We start from the raw sequence: 14,709 nt of genomic DNA, 5'->3' as shown, positions 1-14,709 counted from the left end.
CCCTACTGGACCTATGAGCCAGGAATCCGACGAGCGAGCGCTGACCGACGAGGAGTGGCGTGAGCGCCTGACCGACGAGCAGTACCGCGTTCTCCGGGAGGCCGGGACCGAGCGCCCGTTCTCCGGCGAGTACGTCGATCACGAGGAGGACGGCTCCTACTCGTGTGCGGGCTGTGGAGCCACGCTCTTCGAGTCCGACACGAAGTACCACTCGGGGTGTGGCTGGCCGAGTTTCTACGACGCCGACGACGACGTGGTCGAGACGCGCGTCGACACCAGCCACGGCATGCACCGCACCGAAGTCCTGTGTGCCAACTGTGGCGGCCACCTCGGGCACATCTTCGAGGACGGCCCCGAGCCCACCGGCCAGCGCTACTGCATCAACTCGGCGGCGCTCGAGTTCGAGGACGAGTAGGGACGAGTAGTCACGATGCGTTTCGGATCGGCGAGCGCGGAATCGTCGGTGACCGATTCGAATGGAGGGTAAAACGATCGCGAACTGGACAGGTTAGTCGAGCGACGACGCCAGCGCCGCGGGTGGCTCTCCAGCGAGCGCGTCCCGGTCGTGTGGCGTCTCGAACTCGAGGTCGGGGCCGCGGGCGACGATACCGTGCGGGTTCACGTCCGGGTGGGTCGTGTAGTAGTGTTCTTTGATGTGGTCCATCTCGACCGTCTCTGCGACACCGGGCGTCTGGTAGAGGTCGCGCAGGTACGGCCAGAGGTTCTCGAACTCGCGAATGAACTTGACGTTACACATGAAGTGCGTGTGGTATACTTGGTCGAATCGCACGAGGGTCGTGAACAGGCAGACGTCGGCCTCGGTCAGGCGATCACCGGCGAGGTAGCGCTGCTCGGCGAGCACGTCGTCCCAGTGTGCGAGCGCATCGAAGAGGTCGTCGACGGCCTCCTCGTACGGCTCCTGCTTCGTCGCGAACCCGGCCCGGTAGACGCCATTGTTGATCGGCTCGTAGATCGCCTCGATGATCTCGTCGACCTCCTCGCGGTAGCCCTCGGGGTAGAGGTCGACGTCCTTGGTCGCCAGGTCGTCGAACTCGGTATCGAGCATGCGGATGATCTCTTCGGACTCGTTGTTGACGATGGTGTCTTCCTTCGTGTCCCAGAGCACCGGCACCGTGACGCGACAGGTCGCGTCCGGGTCGGCGCGCACGTAGAGTTCCCGGAGGTAGTCCGCCCCGTGGACGTGGTCGACGGTGCACCCGTCCTTCTCGGGCGTGAACTGCCAGCCGTCCTCGGCGCGATAGGGGTCGACGACCGAGACGGAGATTGCGTCCTCGAGACCCTTCAGCGATCGCACCAGGAGCGTCCGGTGGGCCCACGGGCACGCGTAGGAGACGTAGAGGTGGTAGCGCCCGGCTTCGGGCTGGAAGCGGGCGTCCGGCTCGTCCCGTACCTCGTCGCGGAAGGTCGTCGTCTGGCGCTCGAAGGCCCCCTCCTCGTTCGTAGTCTCGGACGCGTCGGTTCGCCACTCGCCGTCGACGAGCATGTTCATAATCGAATAGAGGGGGCGCTCGCACAAAGGCCCTCGCTAACACCAATGTCACCTCGAGCGACGACGATGGACGAGTGGCTCGAGGAGCCACCGAGGCTCGAGTCGAACCCCACTCAACCCGCCGCCAGCACCCAGTAGCCCGCCACCGAGAGTACGAGCGCGACGCCCTCGAGACGGGTCAGCCGACGACCGGTCGCCAGGAGGACCGCCGAAACGGCAGTCAACGCGGCGAGCCACCACAGTCCCGAGCGAACACTCAGGTCGACGGCCAGCGGTGCGGCCATCGCGGAGATGCCGAGCACGCCCAGCAGGTTGAACACATTCGACCCGACGACGTTCCCGGCCGCGATGCCGACCTCGGCGCGCCGCGCCGCGACGACGGATGCTGCCGCTTCGGGGAGGGAGGTTCCCCCTGCAACCACCGTCACGCCGATGAGCCACTCCGAGACGCCCCCGGCGCGAGCGAGTTCGACCGCGCCCTGAACGAGCAACCGGCCGCCGAGACCGACCAGGACCAGGCCGACGACGAGGACGAGCGCGTCGACCCCGGGATGGCGGTTCGTTCCCGAGCGCTCGGCTTCGCCAACGTCGACGTCGGAACCGCGTGCGGATCGGGCAAGCCAGGACATATAGATGACCAGACACGCGAGGAGAATGAGACCCTCTGTGCGCGAGACGTACAGATTGACCAGAACCGCGATCCCGACCCCGGTCGCCGCCGCCATCGCGACGGCGTCTCGCCGGACGAGGGTGTCGGCGACGCGAAACGGACTGATGATCGCCAGTGTACCCAGAATCGCGCCCAGGTTGAACGCGTTCGATCCGACCACGTTGCCGACGGCGATGGCGCCGCGTCCCTCGAGGGCCGCCTCGACGCCCACGACGATCTCGGGTGCCGACGTCCCGAAGGCGACGACGGTGAGACCGACGATCAGCGGTGGGATGCCCGCCGCTCGAGCGAGTCGGGAGGCCGCGGTGACGAGCCACCGCGCCCCCAGCCAGAGCGCGACCAGACCGACGAGGGTCGACGCCGCAGGTCCGAGCAAAGACACGGGTGACCTTCCACTGCCGACCGGATAAGCGTCGGCGTCGACACTGGTCCGACACCGATCCGCGAGCGAAAGCGCTTATGCCCGACCGGTGAGGACTCGAGGTATGGCCGACGACGGCGACGCAGGCGGCGAGAACGGGCACCGCCAGAGCCGCCTGTTCACCGACGACGATGGCGACTTCGACGCCGAGCGGGCGCGCGAGGAGTCCCTCCCCGTCGAGGACGGCGACGTGGTCAACACCGACGAACTGGCCGACCACCAGACCTACCTCGAGGGCCGGGGGATCTACGACGAGCGAAACCGGCTCAACGACCTCACCGGTCGGGAGTGGAAGTTCGCTACGAAGTCGGTGATCCCCGAGGCGTATCCGCCGGACCTCCAGCACGACCTGCGGAGCGAGCACGGGGGCCAGAAACCCCCGCGGCTCTGTGCGGACCTCGTCGATCGGTTCAGCAAGGCGGGCGAGACCGTCCTCGACCCGTTCGCGGGCGTCGGCGGCACGCTACTGGGTGCGAGTCTCTGCGAACACGAGGGAACCGGCCTGCGGGAGGCCATCGGCTTCGAGCGCAACGCCCGGTGGATCGAGGTCTACGAGACGGCGCTCGAGCGGGAAAACGAGGAGCGCCGGGAACGCGGTGAGGCGCCGCTGGCTGCCCAGGACGTCCGCGAGGGCGACTGTGCGGACCTGGTCCAGGACCTCTCCGAGAACTCGGTCGATTTGCTCCTGACCGACGTTCCTTACTGGGATATGGACGAGCGCGAGCAGACGCGAAACCGGCGGGCGACTCGAGAGAGTAAGTTGGGGGCGTTCGATGCCGACGTCGACGCCGTCAACGCCGATGCCGACGGCAGTGGCGGCGACGATGTCGGTGGCCGTGAGAGTAAGAGTGGGAGCGACGATGGAGGTGACGCACAGCACGCCGACTCGAGCGGCCAGTCGAAAGCCGACTGGCTCGCCGAGATGGGCGAGCGATTCGCCCAATTCTCGAGGGTCCTCAGGCCCGGCCGGTACGCCGTCGTCTTCATCGGCGACATGTACCGCGAACAATCCTACGCGTTCCTGGCCGCCGATCTCGCTCGAGCGATCCAGGACGCAGCGCCGATGACGCTCGCGGCGAACCTGATCTGGTACGATCCATCGAAAGATCTCCACGTATACGGCTACCCGTTCTCGTTCGTGCCGTCGATGGTCCACCAGAACGTGCTCGTGTTTCGGGTCGACGAGTGAGTAGCGAACGCGTCTGACCGCTGTCACACGGCCGTCTGACTCAGTTTTATGCCCGATCGGTGAGTAAGTACATTCGAGGCACGCACCACCCTGACGGTATCAGTTCCCATCCTTCCCCGGTGTGTGCCTGCACGTACCCCCTCTTTCGGCGTCGACTCAGGTTTCAGCCAGCAACGTCGACCGAACCTGCTCGATGGCGTCCGTCTCGGTGATCACCGCTACCTCGTCACCGGCGGCCAGCGCCGTCCCCGGGAGCGGAATCGTCAGCGACTCCGTCTCCCGTCCGTGGGCGTAGATGCGCGAGCCTTCGGGTAACTCGAGTTCGCTGAGTCGCTTGCCGACCGCCGGCGACCCTTCGGCGATCTCGAGAACGGTCAGGTGCAGGTTCTGGGCCAGGTCAGCGACGACGTTGAAGTCCCCACCAAGGAGCGCGGTCTTCGCGCCGGCGGCACCGAGTCGCTCGGGGTAGATGATCTCGTCGACGTCCGCGGCGTACTTCTCGTAGATGTCCTCCCGGTAGTCCTCGTCGATCCGCAAGACGGTCCGACAGCCGTAGTGTTTGCCGACCATACACGCCGCGAAGTTGACGTTCAGATCGGGCGTCATCGCGCCGATAGCGTCGGCCGTCTCGATGCCCGCCTCGAGCAGTGCATCCTCGTCGGCGCCGTCTCCCTGCACGCCGTCGAACCCCTCGCCGTCGGCGCGCTCGAGACGTTTCTGGTCGTTGTCCAGGATGACGACGTCGTGGCCCTCCTCCGCGAGAATGCGGGCCGTTCGCGCGCCCACCCGACCGTACCCGACGATGATGAACTTCATGCGATAGCGGTACGCGGGCAGGGGTGAAATATGTTGGTCCGTGACACGGCACGCGTCCGGTCGGGCGAGCGTGTCGGGCAAGCGATAGAACGTGTCCTCGAGTTTGAGTTTCAGTGACAGGTAATGGTGAAGACTGCCTGCGAGACGGCTCGAGTATGCAAGTATGCGTATAGGTGGTCACATCGAGACGGGAAGGTTTAAGCGACCCCCCTCACCTATGCTCGAACGTCCAACATGGGGGCAACCGACACGCTCGCGGAGTACTTCGACTTCCGGGCTCACGACACGGACCTGCGCACCGAATCGGTCGCGGGGATCACGACGTTCCTCGCGATGTCGTACATCATCCTCGTCAACCCGTTCATTCTGGCCGATGCGATCGACATTCCGGGATACGGAGACATCGCAACCGTCCAGATGATCGCCATCGGGACGATCATCGCCTCGGCGGTCGCCATCTTCGTGATGGCGTTCTACGCCAACCGGCCGTTCGGCCTCGCGCCCGGGATGGGACTGAACGCCTTCTTCGCGTACACCGTCGTCCTCGGCATGGGCATTCCCTGGGAGACGGCGCTCGCGGCGGTGTTCGTCGAGGGGATCATCTTCATCGCCATCACCGCGATCGGCGCTCGAGAGTACGTTATCCGACTGTTCCCTGAACCAGTCAAGATGGCCGTCGGCGCCGGTATCGGTATCTTCCTGCTGTTCATCGGCCTGCAGGAGATGTCGATCGTCGTCGCCGACCCCGAGACGGCGGTGGCCCTCGGCGGCCTCGCGACGAATCCTGCGGCACTGCTCGGGCTGTTCGGTCTGTTGCTCACGTTCGTGCTCTGGGCACGAGCCATCAAGGGGTCGATCATCGTCGGTATCGTCGCCACGACCGGGCTCGGCTGGCTCGTTTACCTGACCGGACTCGCCGGCACGACAGTGCTACCGGAGGCGCTCGTCGGTGAAGATGGCGGCCTCACGTTCGCCGTCGTCACCTCCCCGCAGTACGACATCTCGCCCCTGCTCTTCGCGTTCGTCGACGGCCTGCAGGACGTTGACCCACTGACGTTCACGCTGGTCGTCTTCACGTTCTTCTTCGTCGACTTCTTCGACACCGCCGGGACGCTCATCGGCGTCTCCCAGTTCGGCGGCTTCCTCGACGAGGACGGGAACCTCCCGGACATGGACCAGCCGCTAATGGCCGACGCGATCGGCACCACCGTCGGGGCGATGGTCGGCACCTCGACCGTGACGACGTTCATCGAGTCCTCGACGGGCGTCGAGGAGGGCGGTCGCACGGGCATGACCGCGTTCGTCGTTGGCCTCCTCTTTCTCGCCACGCTGGTGTTGATCCCGCTCATCGCGCTGATCCCCGCCTACGCCTCCTTCATCGCACTGGTCGTCGTCGGCATCATCATGCTCGAGGGCGTCCTCGACGTCGAGTGGCAGGACCCGGCCTGGGCGGTGTCGGCTGGGCTGACGATCACGATCATGCCACTCACGTACTCCATTGCGAACGGCCTCGCTGCCGGGATCATCGTGTACCCGATCATCAAGGCCGCCACCGGCGAACTCGAGGACGTGCGCCTCGGCCAGTGGCTGATGGCGCTGGCGCTCGTGGGCTACTTCTACGTCTATACGAGTGGGATGCTCGGCTGACGAGTAATCGACTGCCGCAACCACGTCTTTCTTCTCGATCGAGCCCCGTTTTTCAGACATGACAGACATTACCTTATACGAACTGCCCGGCTGTCCGTTCTGTGCGAAAGTCCGAACCAAGCTCGAGGACCTGAACCTCGAGTACCACATCGTCCAGGTTCCGGCGGCTCGCAACGAGCGCACCGAGGTCGAGGCCGTCAGCGGCCAGACCGGCGTTCCGGTCATCGTCGACGAGGCCCACGGCGTCGAGGGAATGGCCGAAAGTAACGACATCGTCGCGTATCTCGAGGAAACCTACGGCGCCGAGGCGTAGGCCGACGGCTCGACGACGGCGGTCGGCGTCACCCATCTCGTAGTGGAAGAACCGATCCGGAAACGAACGGAGAAGCATCACCACGCCAGGCATGTCAAGATAGTTTTATTCAGATATATGGTGAGACGGTACGAAATGCCGCTACTTGGATGTCTGAATCCTCTCTCTATACGCGAGTTTTCGAGGAACTCACCGAGGGCGTCGCGATCGTGGATCCCGAGACCGAACGATTCGAGGACGTCAATCGGGCGTACGCCGACGTGTTCGGGTACGAACCGGCCGAACTCGAGGGCGCGTCCTTCGTCGAGGTGATCAGTGACGGGGGTCCCTCGGACGGGGACACCCTGTCGATGACCCTCGAGACACCGCGGACAGACGAATCTCACCAGTTCGAGTACGTCCTCAAGACCGCCGAAGGAACCGAGCGCCGCGTCGAACTGACGCTCACGCTCCTCGACGTCGACGACGGCAGTCGGTGGCTGTCGACCATCCGCGAACGTGGATCCGAGGAAACGCGATCTCGAGCGCTAGACACGACGGTTCAGCGGCTCAACATCGCCCTAGCCGGAACGAACACGGGCGTCTGGGAGTGGAATATGGAGACCGACTAGGTGACCTGGACCGAATCGATGGAACGACTGTTCGGACTCGAGCCCGGCACGTTCGAGGGAACCTTCGAGGCGTTCGCCAAGCGCGTCCATCCTGACGACCGCCCCGCCGTACAATCGGCCATCGAGACGGCCATCGAGCAGGACGACGTGTTCCAGCTCGAATACCGAATTCTCCGTGACGACGGCGAGCAGCGCTGGGGGTACGCACGGGCTGAAACGTACGGGTTCGAGGACGGCAACGGTCGAATGGTTGGAATCGTCACCGACATCACGAAGCGCAAGGAACAGGAGCGTCGACTCCACCGACAGGACCTGCAGTACAGGCAACTCGTCAACCGCCTTCCGGAGGCCTACTACACGTTCGATCGCGACTGGACGCTGACGTACTGCAACGAGGTGCTGGCCGAACGACTCGAAACGACTGTCGACGAATTGATCGGAACGTCGGTCTGGGAGGTGATTCCCGGCGCTCGAGGATCGATCCTCGAGGAAACCTTCCAGGAAGCGAAGGAGCGCCAGGAGGTAACGTCATGTGAATTCTACGTCGAAGATTACGAGTACTGGATCGAGGCGCAGGCGTATCCCTACGAGGACGGGGTTGCGGTCATCTCGGCCGACATCACCGACCAGAAGGAGAAGTTTGGGATGGTGCTGGACTCCATGCCACTCATTTTCTATCGGATCGATAGCGAGGGAGTTTTCCAGGAATCTCGCGGCAAAGGGCTGACGATGCTGGGTCTCGAGCCCGGTGCCGTCGTCGGCGAATCCGTGTTCGACGTGTACGCGGCCAACCCAGAGATCCTCGAGGCGGTCGAACGGACGCTCGAGGGCGAAGAGGTGTCTCTCACGTTCGAAGTCGAAAACCACTACTTCCAAAGCCAGTTCAGACCGATCGTCGAGGACGACGACGTGACCGAACTCATCGGCATCTCGATGGACATCACCGAACTGGAACGCCAGCGCGAGCAGATGGAGTTCTTCAACTCAATCCTCCGTCACGACGTGTTGAACGGGATGACCATCATCAAGACGCGCGGCGAACTCCTGGCCGACCAACTCGAGGGCGAGCACGGGCGGTATGCACGGACGATCGTCGACTGGTGTGACGCCACGACGGCGGTCACGAAGAGAGTCCAGCGCGTCATCGAGACGCTCACGACGCCGAACGAGGAGAGCCAGGTTATGCCGGTCGATGCAGGCGCGATCCTCCGGCGGAAGCTAGACGAACTGCAAAACGCGCACCCTGAGGTCACCTTCGTCGACGATTTCGACTCGAGCGTGTCCGTTCGTGCCGACGAGTTGTTGTCCGACGTCCTCGCCAACCTCCTGTCGAACAGCATCGAACACAACGACACGGACGGCCTCCGGGTCGAAGTGACGATCGAAACCGACGACGCCGACGCCGTCACGATACGAATCGCCGACAACGGGATCGGAATCGCCGACGAGCGCAAAGAAGGCGTGTTCCGTCGCGGCGCGACCTCCCACGTCAAAGAGACCGGGTCAGGCTTCGGGCTGTTCTTCGTCGACGTCATGGTCGAGAAGTACGGCGGCGAAGTCTGGGTGACTGACAACAACTCAGGCGGCGCCTGCTTCGTTCTCGAACTCCCGAAAGCGAACGGAGGGACAAAAACGTGATACGTGTGCTCTCCGTACCGGGGGCAAGGAAATGACGGGCGCAGACGCTCCGGTCGTCCTCATTGTCGAAGACGAACCGGACGTGGCGGAGAGTTACGAGCTCTGGCTCGCGGGTCGATACGAGATCAGGCGCGCCCACGACGGCGAGGATGCGCTCGACGTCATCGACGACACGGTGGACGTGGTCCTCCTGGACCGGATGATGCCGAAACGATCCGGCGAGCAGGTCCTGCGCGAGATCCGCGAACGCGGGATCGACTGTCGCGTCGCGATGGTGACAGCGGTCGAACCCGACTTCGACGTCGTCGAGATGGGGTTCGACGCGTACATCACCAAACCGCCAGAGCGAGCGGACCTGATCGGTACGATCGACCAGCTGCTCGAGCGGGCGACTCTCGATGGAGCGTTACAGGAGTATCACTCGCTGCTGGCCCGGAAAGGCGCCCTCGAGTCCGAAAAACCGCTCGCCGAGCTGGAAGCGAGCGACGAGTACCAGAATCTTCTCGACCGTATCGACGCGAAACAGGCCGAGATAGACGATGGTCTCGGGGACATGGCCTCCGATATCGACTTCGTTAGTGCGATCCGTGAACTGGCCGACGACGCTGACGGAGGCGACCAGGACGGTTCGGCCGCATTCGACCGGATCACCGACGCCGAGGAGGAACGATGACCGACGGGTACGACGTCGCAGGAGTACTCCCCGACGGGTTGCTCGAGGAGGTCGAGCCGGGGACGAACGTCGCAGTCGTTGGGCCGTCGATGAGCGGAAAGCGCGAGATAGCGCTTCGCTTGCTCGCAACCGGCTACGAATCGGGTGACGGCATTCTGTGCATTACCACGGGAAACGCAGAACGGCTGTTCAACGACCTCGAGCGACACGTTACGTCGCTGGATCGGAAGCAGATCGGCGTCCTCAACTGCGGTGGACGTAACACGTGCTCGATGATCGAGGAGATGACGGAGTCGGTCTCCTCGCCAGCCGACCTGACCGGGATCAGCATCGGGACGGCCAAACTGTTCAACCAGTTTCACAAACGAGGCGTTTCGGACATCAGGTACGGTCTCATCTCCGTTTCGTCCCTCCTCCAGCACCTCGACAGCAACACCGTGTTCAAGTTCCTGTACGTCTTCGCCAACCGGGTGAACGATACGAACGGCCTCGGGATCTACACACTCAACGACGACACACACGACGCACAGGTCATCAACACGGTCCGGGGGCAGTTCGACGGGGTCATCGAACTCCGGGAAACAGACGCCGGCGACTGGGAGTGTCGCGTTCGTGGGTTCGGGCGAAAATCGACCGGCTGGACGGCGCTCGAGTAGCGTCGCCGTCAAAAATACAGGGACCTCGAGTCCAAATCCGAATCCGGATTTGGATCCCCATTCGGATTCGGAGTCAGGCCGCTTCTTCGCGCTTCGCCCGCTCGCGAATCACCTTCCGGAGTTCCGCGGCGTCGTCGAGCGCTTCGAGTTCCTCGCGTTCGACCAACGCCGTCCCGTCGACGTTTTCCTGCTTCGCGCGGTCGACGACGTAGACCGACTGGGTGTGAGTGACCTGGCCGATGGAACTCATGATCCTCGCACGTTTCTCCGCCGCCTTGGTGAACTGGGAGTGGCCGGTGAGGACGACGTCCTCGTCGTCGGCCTCGTCCTGGCTGACGGCCTTGAACGGCGAGCGCAGCGTCGGGTGGACCCGGTAGCCCGCCCGCGTGAGAACCGCGACGACCTCCTCGTCGTCGGGGTCGGCGTCCGGCTCTTCGGGCGTCGCATCGCGCTCGCGAACGTCCTCCGTACCCTCGAGAACGTCCACCGGGCTGGTCAGGGGCGCGTCGAAGAGGTCCTCGAGCGCCATCGCGACCTCGATGGAGGCGTTCATGCCGTCTTCGTACTTCGAGACCGTTCGGCGGGAGACCCCGAGTTCGTTCGCGAGCTGCCCCAGGCTCCACTCGCGAGCCTCGCGTTCGTCGGCCAGCAGGTCGCCGTCGATGTTGACGTAGAGACCGCCGGGGGCCGCGTAGATCAGCGGCGGGACGTTCTCGATGAACAGGTTGTAGGCCGTGTCGGGGCTGAACACCGGAACGCCGTGGCGGAAGTAGACCACGTCGGGTTTCAGGTCCTCGTCGCGACTGCGCAGGCCGATGACCAGCGGCGTCGCCTCGAGGTAGGTGCCGAGTCGGCGCATCTCGTGGCCGGTCGCCTGGTTGAAGGCGTCGACGTTGCCGAGGATCTTCACGAGGATCAGGTCCTCGCCGCGGCGGGCCGCGATGTCGAAGCTCTTCGGGCGAATTGCACACCGGTCGCTCACCGTAAAGCCCGCGTCTTCGAGCATCGCGGTGACGTTGCCGACCAGTGCGGATCGGGACATAGGGAAAGGTAAGTCACTCCTGGTATATGAGCGTTTCCCCGATGACTCCGTGCCGTCCGGTCTTTTTGGGTTTCGGCCGGATCGTCGCCACTCCTCGAGATCCGAGCAGCCGGTTTTATAACTGGACGAACCAGTACGGCCGGTCGGAATCGGGACCAGGGCCAGTTCGCAGAAGTCACGAGGCGAAACCGGTTAACGACTCGCGGTCCAACGAGCAGCGATGACCGTCGTCGGCCTCGACGATACGGACTCCCGCGAGCGCGGGATGTGTACGACCTACGTCGCGACCGAGGTGGCCAACCGCCTGACCGAACAGACGGGCGCGACCGCCGAGCGCCTGCTCCTCGTCCGGCTCAACCCCGCCGTCGAACACAAGACTCGCGGGAACGCCGCCCTCGCGATCCACCTCGGCCACGACCAGCAGTGCGATCCAGAGACGGCCTTCGAGGTCGCCCGGGCGACACTCGAGGACCTCGCAGAGTCGGCCGACGATCGGACGAACCCGGGACTGGTCGTCGCCGACCACCACCCCGACGAGGTTCCCGACGACGTGAGTGCGTTCGCGCTGTCGGCGATCCGTGACCACCTGTCGATCGACGAAGCCACGACGCTCGCCGACGACTGCGGCTACCGTCGGTGGGGGGCGGGAAATGGCCGCGGACAGATCGGCGCGCTGGCGGCGGTCGGCGCCTGGGTCGCCCTCGAGGAGCGGGACTGGACCCACGAGTACATCGCCTACCGCGACCCGGAACGGTGGGGAACGCCGCGAACGATCGACGAGGAAAGCGTCTTCGCGGCCGCCGAGGCGGGCTATCCAACCGTGTGGGACACCGTCGACCGGGTCGAAGGCGAGACGGTCTGCGTCCCGCACACGCCGGGACCGATCCTGCACGGGATCCGCGGCGACGACCCCGAGGCCGTCCGAACTGTGTCCGAAGCGATCAGGAGCGAACCGGTCGCCCGAACCCAGCGATTCGTGACCAACCAGGGAACCGACGTCCACCTCCAGGACGGGTCGACCCTCGAGTCGTTCTCGGCGGCTCGGGACGGGCGAGCCTACCGCCTCGAGGGACGGGTCGCCGGCGAGCCCGAAACGCGACGGGGCGGGCACGTGTTCTTCGAGTTAGCCGACCCAGCCGACAGTGCGTCTGCAGACGCCTCGAGTGAAAGTGACAATACGGACGTCTCGAGCGCGAACGCGACCGAGACGCTCACCTGCGCCGCATTCGAACCCACCAAACGCTTTCGCGACCGGGTACGCGCCCTGCGAGTCGGTGACCAGCTCACCGTCTGTGGCGAGATCGCCCGCGGTACCCTGAAGCTCGAGAAGTTCGCGGTTCGCGACCTCGTCGAAACCGAGCGCGTGACGCCGACCTGCGAGTCCTGCGGCCGACGGATGGAGAGCGCCGGTCGTGGCCAGGGCTACCGGTGCCGGAAGTGTGGGACGACAGCGGCGACGAAGGTCGACCGACCTCTCGAGCGCGACCTCGAGGTCGGGTGGTACGAGGTACCCCCGTGTGCGCGACGCCACGTCGCGAAACCGCTGGTCAGAGGGGGGTTCGACGGGCCGACGCACCCGGAGCGATGATCGTAGTCGTGATCATGATCGTGACCGCGGTCAGATGGTCAAGGTAAACTGACGCCCTGGCGTACCAAAAACTGACTCGCTTCCTTGATCTCGACCGGGCTGCCGATGATCCGGCAGTACCGATCGCCTTCGGGGAAAATCGTTATCGTAAACTCCTCGTCGAGTTGCGCCTCGAGGCCCGCCAGGGCCTCCTGCGGGAGGACGATTTGCGTGCTATCGCGCAGACTCGACGGATCTGGCATTCGTTCGGCTAAACGATGCGTTGCCGGTCGTTTATGTGTGTCGAAGTGTCCGTCGGTTTCGAATAGAGGGGTGATCCGGATGCATCCCGGTTTCCCGATTCGTCCGTGCGCGGCCGCGACCGCACCGCGACGCCTGCACGAGGTCGAAAGGGTTTTTCGCGACGCGCGGATGAGGCTAGATAGAATGGGGCTCGAGGAGGACATCCAGGCAATCGAGGAGGAAATCGCCAACACGCCCTACAACAAGTCGACCGAGGCGCACATCGGCCGGCTGAAATCGAAGCTCGCCGAGAAGAAAGAGAAGCTCCAGAACCAGTCCTCGGCGGGTGGCGGCACGGGCTACTCCGTCGAGAAGACCGGCGACGCAACGGTCGGCCTCGTCGGGTTTCCGAGCGTCGGCAAGTCCTCACTGTTGAACTCGCTGACCAACGCCGAGAGCGAGACCGGCGAGTACGAGTTCACGACCCTCGACGTCAATCCCGGGATGTGCAAACACCGCGGCGCCAACATCCAGCTCCTCGACGTACCCGGGCTGATCGAGGGCGCGGCGACCGGGAAGGGCGACGGCAAGCAGGTGCTCTCGGTCGTCCGGAACGCCGACCTCATCCTCTTCGTCCTCTCGGTGTTCGAGATCGAACAGTACGACCGCCTCCAGGAGGAGTTGTACAATATCAACATCCGCGTCGACAAGGAACCGCCCCGGGTGACCGTCCGGCCGAAGATCAAAGACGGCATCAAGATCACCTCGAGCGCCGACCAGGACCTGGACGAGGCCACGATCAAGGAGGTCCTGCGCGACCAGGGCTACGTCAACGCCGACCTCAACCTCGGTGAGAAGGTGGACATCGACCGCCTGATCGACGGCCTAATGGAAAATCGGGAGTACATTCCGTCGATCACCTGCGTCAACAAGGTCGACCTGATCACCCCGGAGTACAAGGAGACCGTCGACGAGCAACTCCGCGAGCGCGGCCTCGACCCCGAGGAGGTCACGTTCATCAGCGCCGCAGAGGAGAAGGGGCTCGAGGCGCTCAAGGATCGGATGTGGAACAACCTCGACCTGATCCGGGTCTACATGGACAAGCCGGGACGGGGCGTCGACTACGAGGAGCCGCTCGTCATCTCGGCAGGGTCGACCATCGAGGACGCCGTCGACAAGCTTGGCGGCGAGTTCGAGGAGCGATTCCGATTCGCGCGGGTGTCGGGGCCCAGCGCGACCCACGACAAACAGCAGGTGGGCGACCAGCACGTCCTCGAGGACGAGGACGTGTTGAAGCTGATTTTGCGTCGATAGCGGCGCTGCTTGGATCGATGTGATCTCCGGGAGGGAGTGGGTCGATCGGCGATGAGTCGACGGCGGATCGGTGACGGATCGAGGATGGCTCGACTCCGCCAACAACGCCGTCGCTAATTAGCCGACGATCAACCGAAGAACTGACAGGCGCCTCAGATCACTCGAGCCAGCAACTTCTGGTAGCCGATGCCGTAGAGGCCGGCGTACAGCAGGACGAACCCGAGCACCCCTGCCCAGACGGCCACGGACAGTTCACCGGCGCCGAAGTTCTGGACGCTCAGCAACTCCGCGGCGGCCCCGGCCACTGTCAGGGCGGCCGCGATCAGTGAGTAAAGTAGTAGCGTCGCCATTTCGAGGACGACTTCCGTATTCAGTGCAGCCATTACCGGCCACGAGTAT

General features: G+C 64.3%; 16 protein-coding genes. 10 read left to right on the top strand and 6 right to left on the bottom strand.

Annotated elements, in window-relative coordinates; all coding sequences use genetic code 11:
- Nucleotides 1–13: 13 nt before the first annotated feature.
- On the top strand, nucleotides 14–415 hold the full coding sequence (gene msrB, locus ACFQS4_RS06820; protein ID WP_497902893.1) for a peptide-methionine (R)-S-oxide reductase MsrB: 402 nt from the start codon (nucleotides 14–16) through the stop codon (nucleotides 413–415).
- 93 nt (nucleotides 416–508) lie between these two features.
- Here msrB and ACFQS4_RS06815 read toward each other — a convergent pair whose 3' ends face one another.
- Both ACFQS4_RS06815 and ACFQS4_RS06810 read right to left on the bottom strand, forming a co-directional pair.
- Entirely contained in the window at nucleotides 509–1,510 is a 1,002-nt protein-coding gene (locus tag ACFQS4_RS06815) for a glutathione S-transferase family protein (protein ID WP_497902892.1), read from the bottom strand.
- 113 nt (nucleotides 1,511–1,623) lie between these two features.
- The gene (locus tag ACFQS4_RS06810) at nucleotides 1,624–2,562 is read right to left on the bottom strand and encodes a calcium/sodium antiporter (RefSeq protein WP_497902891.1); all 939 of its coding nucleotides are present in this window, start codon (nucleotides 2,560–2,562) and stop codon (nucleotides 1,624–1,626) included.
- Nucleotides 2,563–2,665: 103 nt separating this feature from the next.
- Between ACFQS4_RS06810 and ACFQS4_RS06805 the strand changes: the two genes are divergently transcribed.
- On the top strand, nucleotides 2,666–3,790 hold the full coding sequence (locus ACFQS4_RS06805; RefSeq protein WP_497902890.1) for a DNA methyltransferase: 1,125 nt from the start codon (nucleotides 2,666–2,668) through the stop codon (nucleotides 3,788–3,790).
- 156 nt (nucleotides 3,791–3,946) lie between these two features.
- On the opposite strand, the gene ACFQS4_RS06800 is transcribed toward ACFQS4_RS06805, so the two are convergent.
- Entirely contained in the window at nucleotides 3,947–4,606 is a 660-nt protein-coding gene (locus ACFQS4_RS06800; RefSeq protein ID WP_253433472.1) for a potassium channel family protein, read from the bottom strand.
- Nucleotides 4,607–4,840: 234 nt separating this feature from the next.
- On the opposite strand from ACFQS4_RS06800, the gene ACFQS4_RS06795 reads away from it, so the two are divergent.
- The 6 genes from ACFQS4_RS06795 to ACFQS4_RS06770 all read left to right on the top strand — a co-directional run bounded on the left by ACFQS4_RS06795 (nucleotide 4,841) and on the right by ACFQS4_RS06770 (nucleotide 10,144).
- Nucleotides 4,841–6,253, top strand: a complete 1,413-nt coding sequence (locus tag ACFQS4_RS06795) for an NCS2 family permease (RefSeq protein WP_497902889.1) — start codon at nucleotides 4,841–4,843, stop codon at nucleotides 6,251–6,253.
- Between the two features lie 58 nt (nucleotides 6,254–6,311).
- Nucleotides 6,312–6,566, top strand: a complete 255-nt coding sequence (locus ACFQS4_RS06790; RefSeq protein WP_497902888.1) for a glutathione S-transferase N-terminal domain-containing protein — start codon at nucleotides 6,312–6,314, stop codon at nucleotides 6,564–6,566.
- A 149-nt stretch (nucleotides 6,567–6,715) separates the two neighbouring features.
- Nucleotides 6,716–7,177, top strand: a complete 462-nt coding sequence (locus ACFQS4_RS06785) for a PAS domain S-box protein (protein ID WP_497902887.1) — start codon at nucleotides 6,716–6,718, stop codon at nucleotides 7,175–7,177.
- On the top strand, nucleotides 7,178–8,815 hold the full coding sequence (locus ACFQS4_RS06780; protein ID WP_497902886.1) for a PAS domain-containing protein: 1,638 nt from the start codon (nucleotides 7,178–7,180) through the stop codon (nucleotides 8,813–8,815).
- A 31-nt stretch (nucleotides 8,816–8,846) separates the two neighbouring features.
- On the top strand, nucleotides 8,847–9,488 hold the full coding sequence (locus tag ACFQS4_RS06775) for a response regulator (RefSeq protein WP_497902885.1): 642 nt from the start codon (nucleotides 8,847–8,849) through the stop codon (nucleotides 9,486–9,488).
- Complete coding sequence (locus ACFQS4_RS06770) at nucleotides 9,485–10,144, top strand: DUF7504 family protein (protein WP_497902884.1); 660 nt, start codon at nucleotides 9,485–9,487, stop codon at nucleotides 10,142–10,144. Before ACFQS4_RS06775 ends, ACFQS4_RS06770 begins: the two co-directional genes overlap by 4 nt.
- Nucleotides 10,145–10,217: 73 nt before the next feature.
- Here ACFQS4_RS06770 and ACFQS4_RS06765 read toward each other — a convergent pair whose 3' ends face one another.
- Nucleotides 10,218–11,186: a transcriptional regulator gene (locus ACFQS4_RS06765; protein WP_497902883.1), complete on the bottom strand. Its 969-nt coding sequence runs from the start codon at nucleotides 11,184–11,186 to the stop codon at nucleotides 10,218–10,220.
- A gap of 220 nt (nucleotides 11,187–11,406) precedes the next feature.
- Here ACFQS4_RS06765 and ACFQS4_RS06760 point away from each other — a divergent pair, with 220 nt between their 5' ends.
- Nucleotides 11,407–12,774, top strand: a complete 1,368-nt coding sequence (locus tag ACFQS4_RS06760) for a TiaS agmantine-binding domain-containing protein (protein ID WP_497902882.1) — start codon at nucleotides 11,407–11,409, stop codon at nucleotides 12,772–12,774.
- 38 nt (nucleotides 12,775–12,812) lie between these two features.
- On the opposite strand, the gene ACFQS4_RS06755 is transcribed toward ACFQS4_RS06760, so the two are convergent.
- Complete coding sequence (locus ACFQS4_RS06755; protein ID WP_253433448.1) at nucleotides 12,813–13,016, bottom strand: VNG_1110C family protein; 204 nt, start codon at nucleotides 13,014–13,016, stop codon at nucleotides 12,813–12,815.
- Nucleotides 13,017–13,200: 184 nt separating this feature from the next.
- Between ACFQS4_RS06755 and ACFQS4_RS06750 the strand changes: the two genes are divergently transcribed.
- Nucleotides 13,201–14,310 carry an OBG GTPase family GTP-binding protein gene (locus ACFQS4_RS06750; RefSeq protein WP_497902881.1) on the top strand — a complete coding sequence of 370 codons (1,110 nt, stop codon included), beginning with the start codon at nucleotides 13,201–13,203 and terminating at the stop codon, nucleotides 14,308–14,310.
- Between the two features lie 152 nt (nucleotides 14,311–14,462).
- Here the strand turns inward: ACFQS4_RS06750 and ACFQS4_RS06745 are convergent, their stop codons facing one another.
- On the bottom strand, nucleotides 14,463–14,693 hold the full coding sequence (locus tag ACFQS4_RS06745; protein ID WP_497902880.1) for a DUF8151 family protein: 231 nt from the start codon (nucleotides 14,691–14,693) through the stop codon (nucleotides 14,463–14,465).
- Nucleotides 14,694–14,709 lie beyond the last annotated feature (16 nt).

The sequence above is a fragment of the Saliphagus sp. GCM10025317 genome (assembly GCF_042663665.1).
GTDB lineage: Archaea > Halobacteriota > Halobacteria > Halobacteriales > Natrialbaceae > Natronosalvus.
Note: the sequence above shows the minus strand (reverse complement) of the source record. Positions and strands in the feature narration are given on the sequence as shown.

Excerpts from the sequence above, each read along its gene's own strand:
- msrB (WP_497902893.1), top strand. The coding sequence starts at position 14 with ATGAGCCAGGAATCCGACGAGCGAGCGCTGACCGACGAGGAGTGGCGT.
- ACFQS4_RS06815 (WP_497902892.1), bottom strand. The coding sequence starts at position 1,510 with ATGAACATGCTCGTCGACGGCGAGTGGCGAACCGACGCGTCCGAGACT.
- ACFQS4_RS06805 (WP_497902890.1), top strand. The coding sequence starts at position 2,666 with ATGGCCGACGACGGCGACGCAGGCGGCGAGAACGGGCACCGCCAGAGC.
- ACFQS4_RS06800 (WP_253433472.1), bottom strand. The coding sequence starts at position 4,606 with ATGAAGTTCATCATCGTCGGGTACGGTCGGGTGGGCGCGCGAACGGCC.
- ACFQS4_RS06795 (WP_497902889.1), top strand. The coding sequence starts at position 4,841 with ATGGGGGCAACCGACACGCTCGCGGAGTACTTCGACTTCCGGGCTCAC.
- ACFQS4_RS06790 (WP_497902888.1), top strand. The coding sequence starts at position 6,312 with ATGACAGACATTACCTTATACGAACTGCCCGGCTGTCCGTTCTGTGCG.
- ACFQS4_RS06785 (WP_497902887.1), top strand. The coding sequence starts at position 6,716 with ATGTCTGAATCCTCTCTCTATACGCGAGTTTTCGAGGAACTCACCGAG.
- ACFQS4_RS06775 (WP_497902885.1), top strand. The coding sequence starts at position 8,847 with ATGACGGGCGCAGACGCTCCGGTCGTCCTCATTGTCGAAGACGAACCG.
- ACFQS4_RS06770 (WP_497902884.1), top strand. The coding sequence starts at position 9,485 with ATGACCGACGGGTACGACGTCGCAGGAGTACTCCCCGACGGGTTGCTC.
- ACFQS4_RS06765 (WP_497902883.1), bottom strand. The coding sequence starts at position 11,186 with ATGTCCCGATCCGCACTGGTCGGCAACGTCACCGCGATGCTCGAAGAC.
- ACFQS4_RS06760 (WP_497902882.1), top strand. The coding sequence starts at position 11,407 with ATGACCGTCGTCGGCCTCGACGATACGGACTCCCGCGAGCGCGGGATG.
- ACFQS4_RS06755 (WP_253433448.1), bottom strand. The coding sequence starts at position 13,016 with ATGCCAGATCCGTCGAGTCTGCGCGATAGCACGCAAATCGTCCTCCCG.
- ACFQS4_RS06750 (WP_497902881.1), top strand. The coding sequence starts at position 13,201 with ATGGGGCTCGAGGAGGACATCCAGGCAATCGAGGAGGAAATCGCCAAC.
- ACFQS4_RS06745 (WP_497902880.1), bottom strand. The coding sequence starts at position 14,693 with ATGGCTGCACTGAATACGGAAGTCGTCCTCGAAATGGCGACGCTACTA.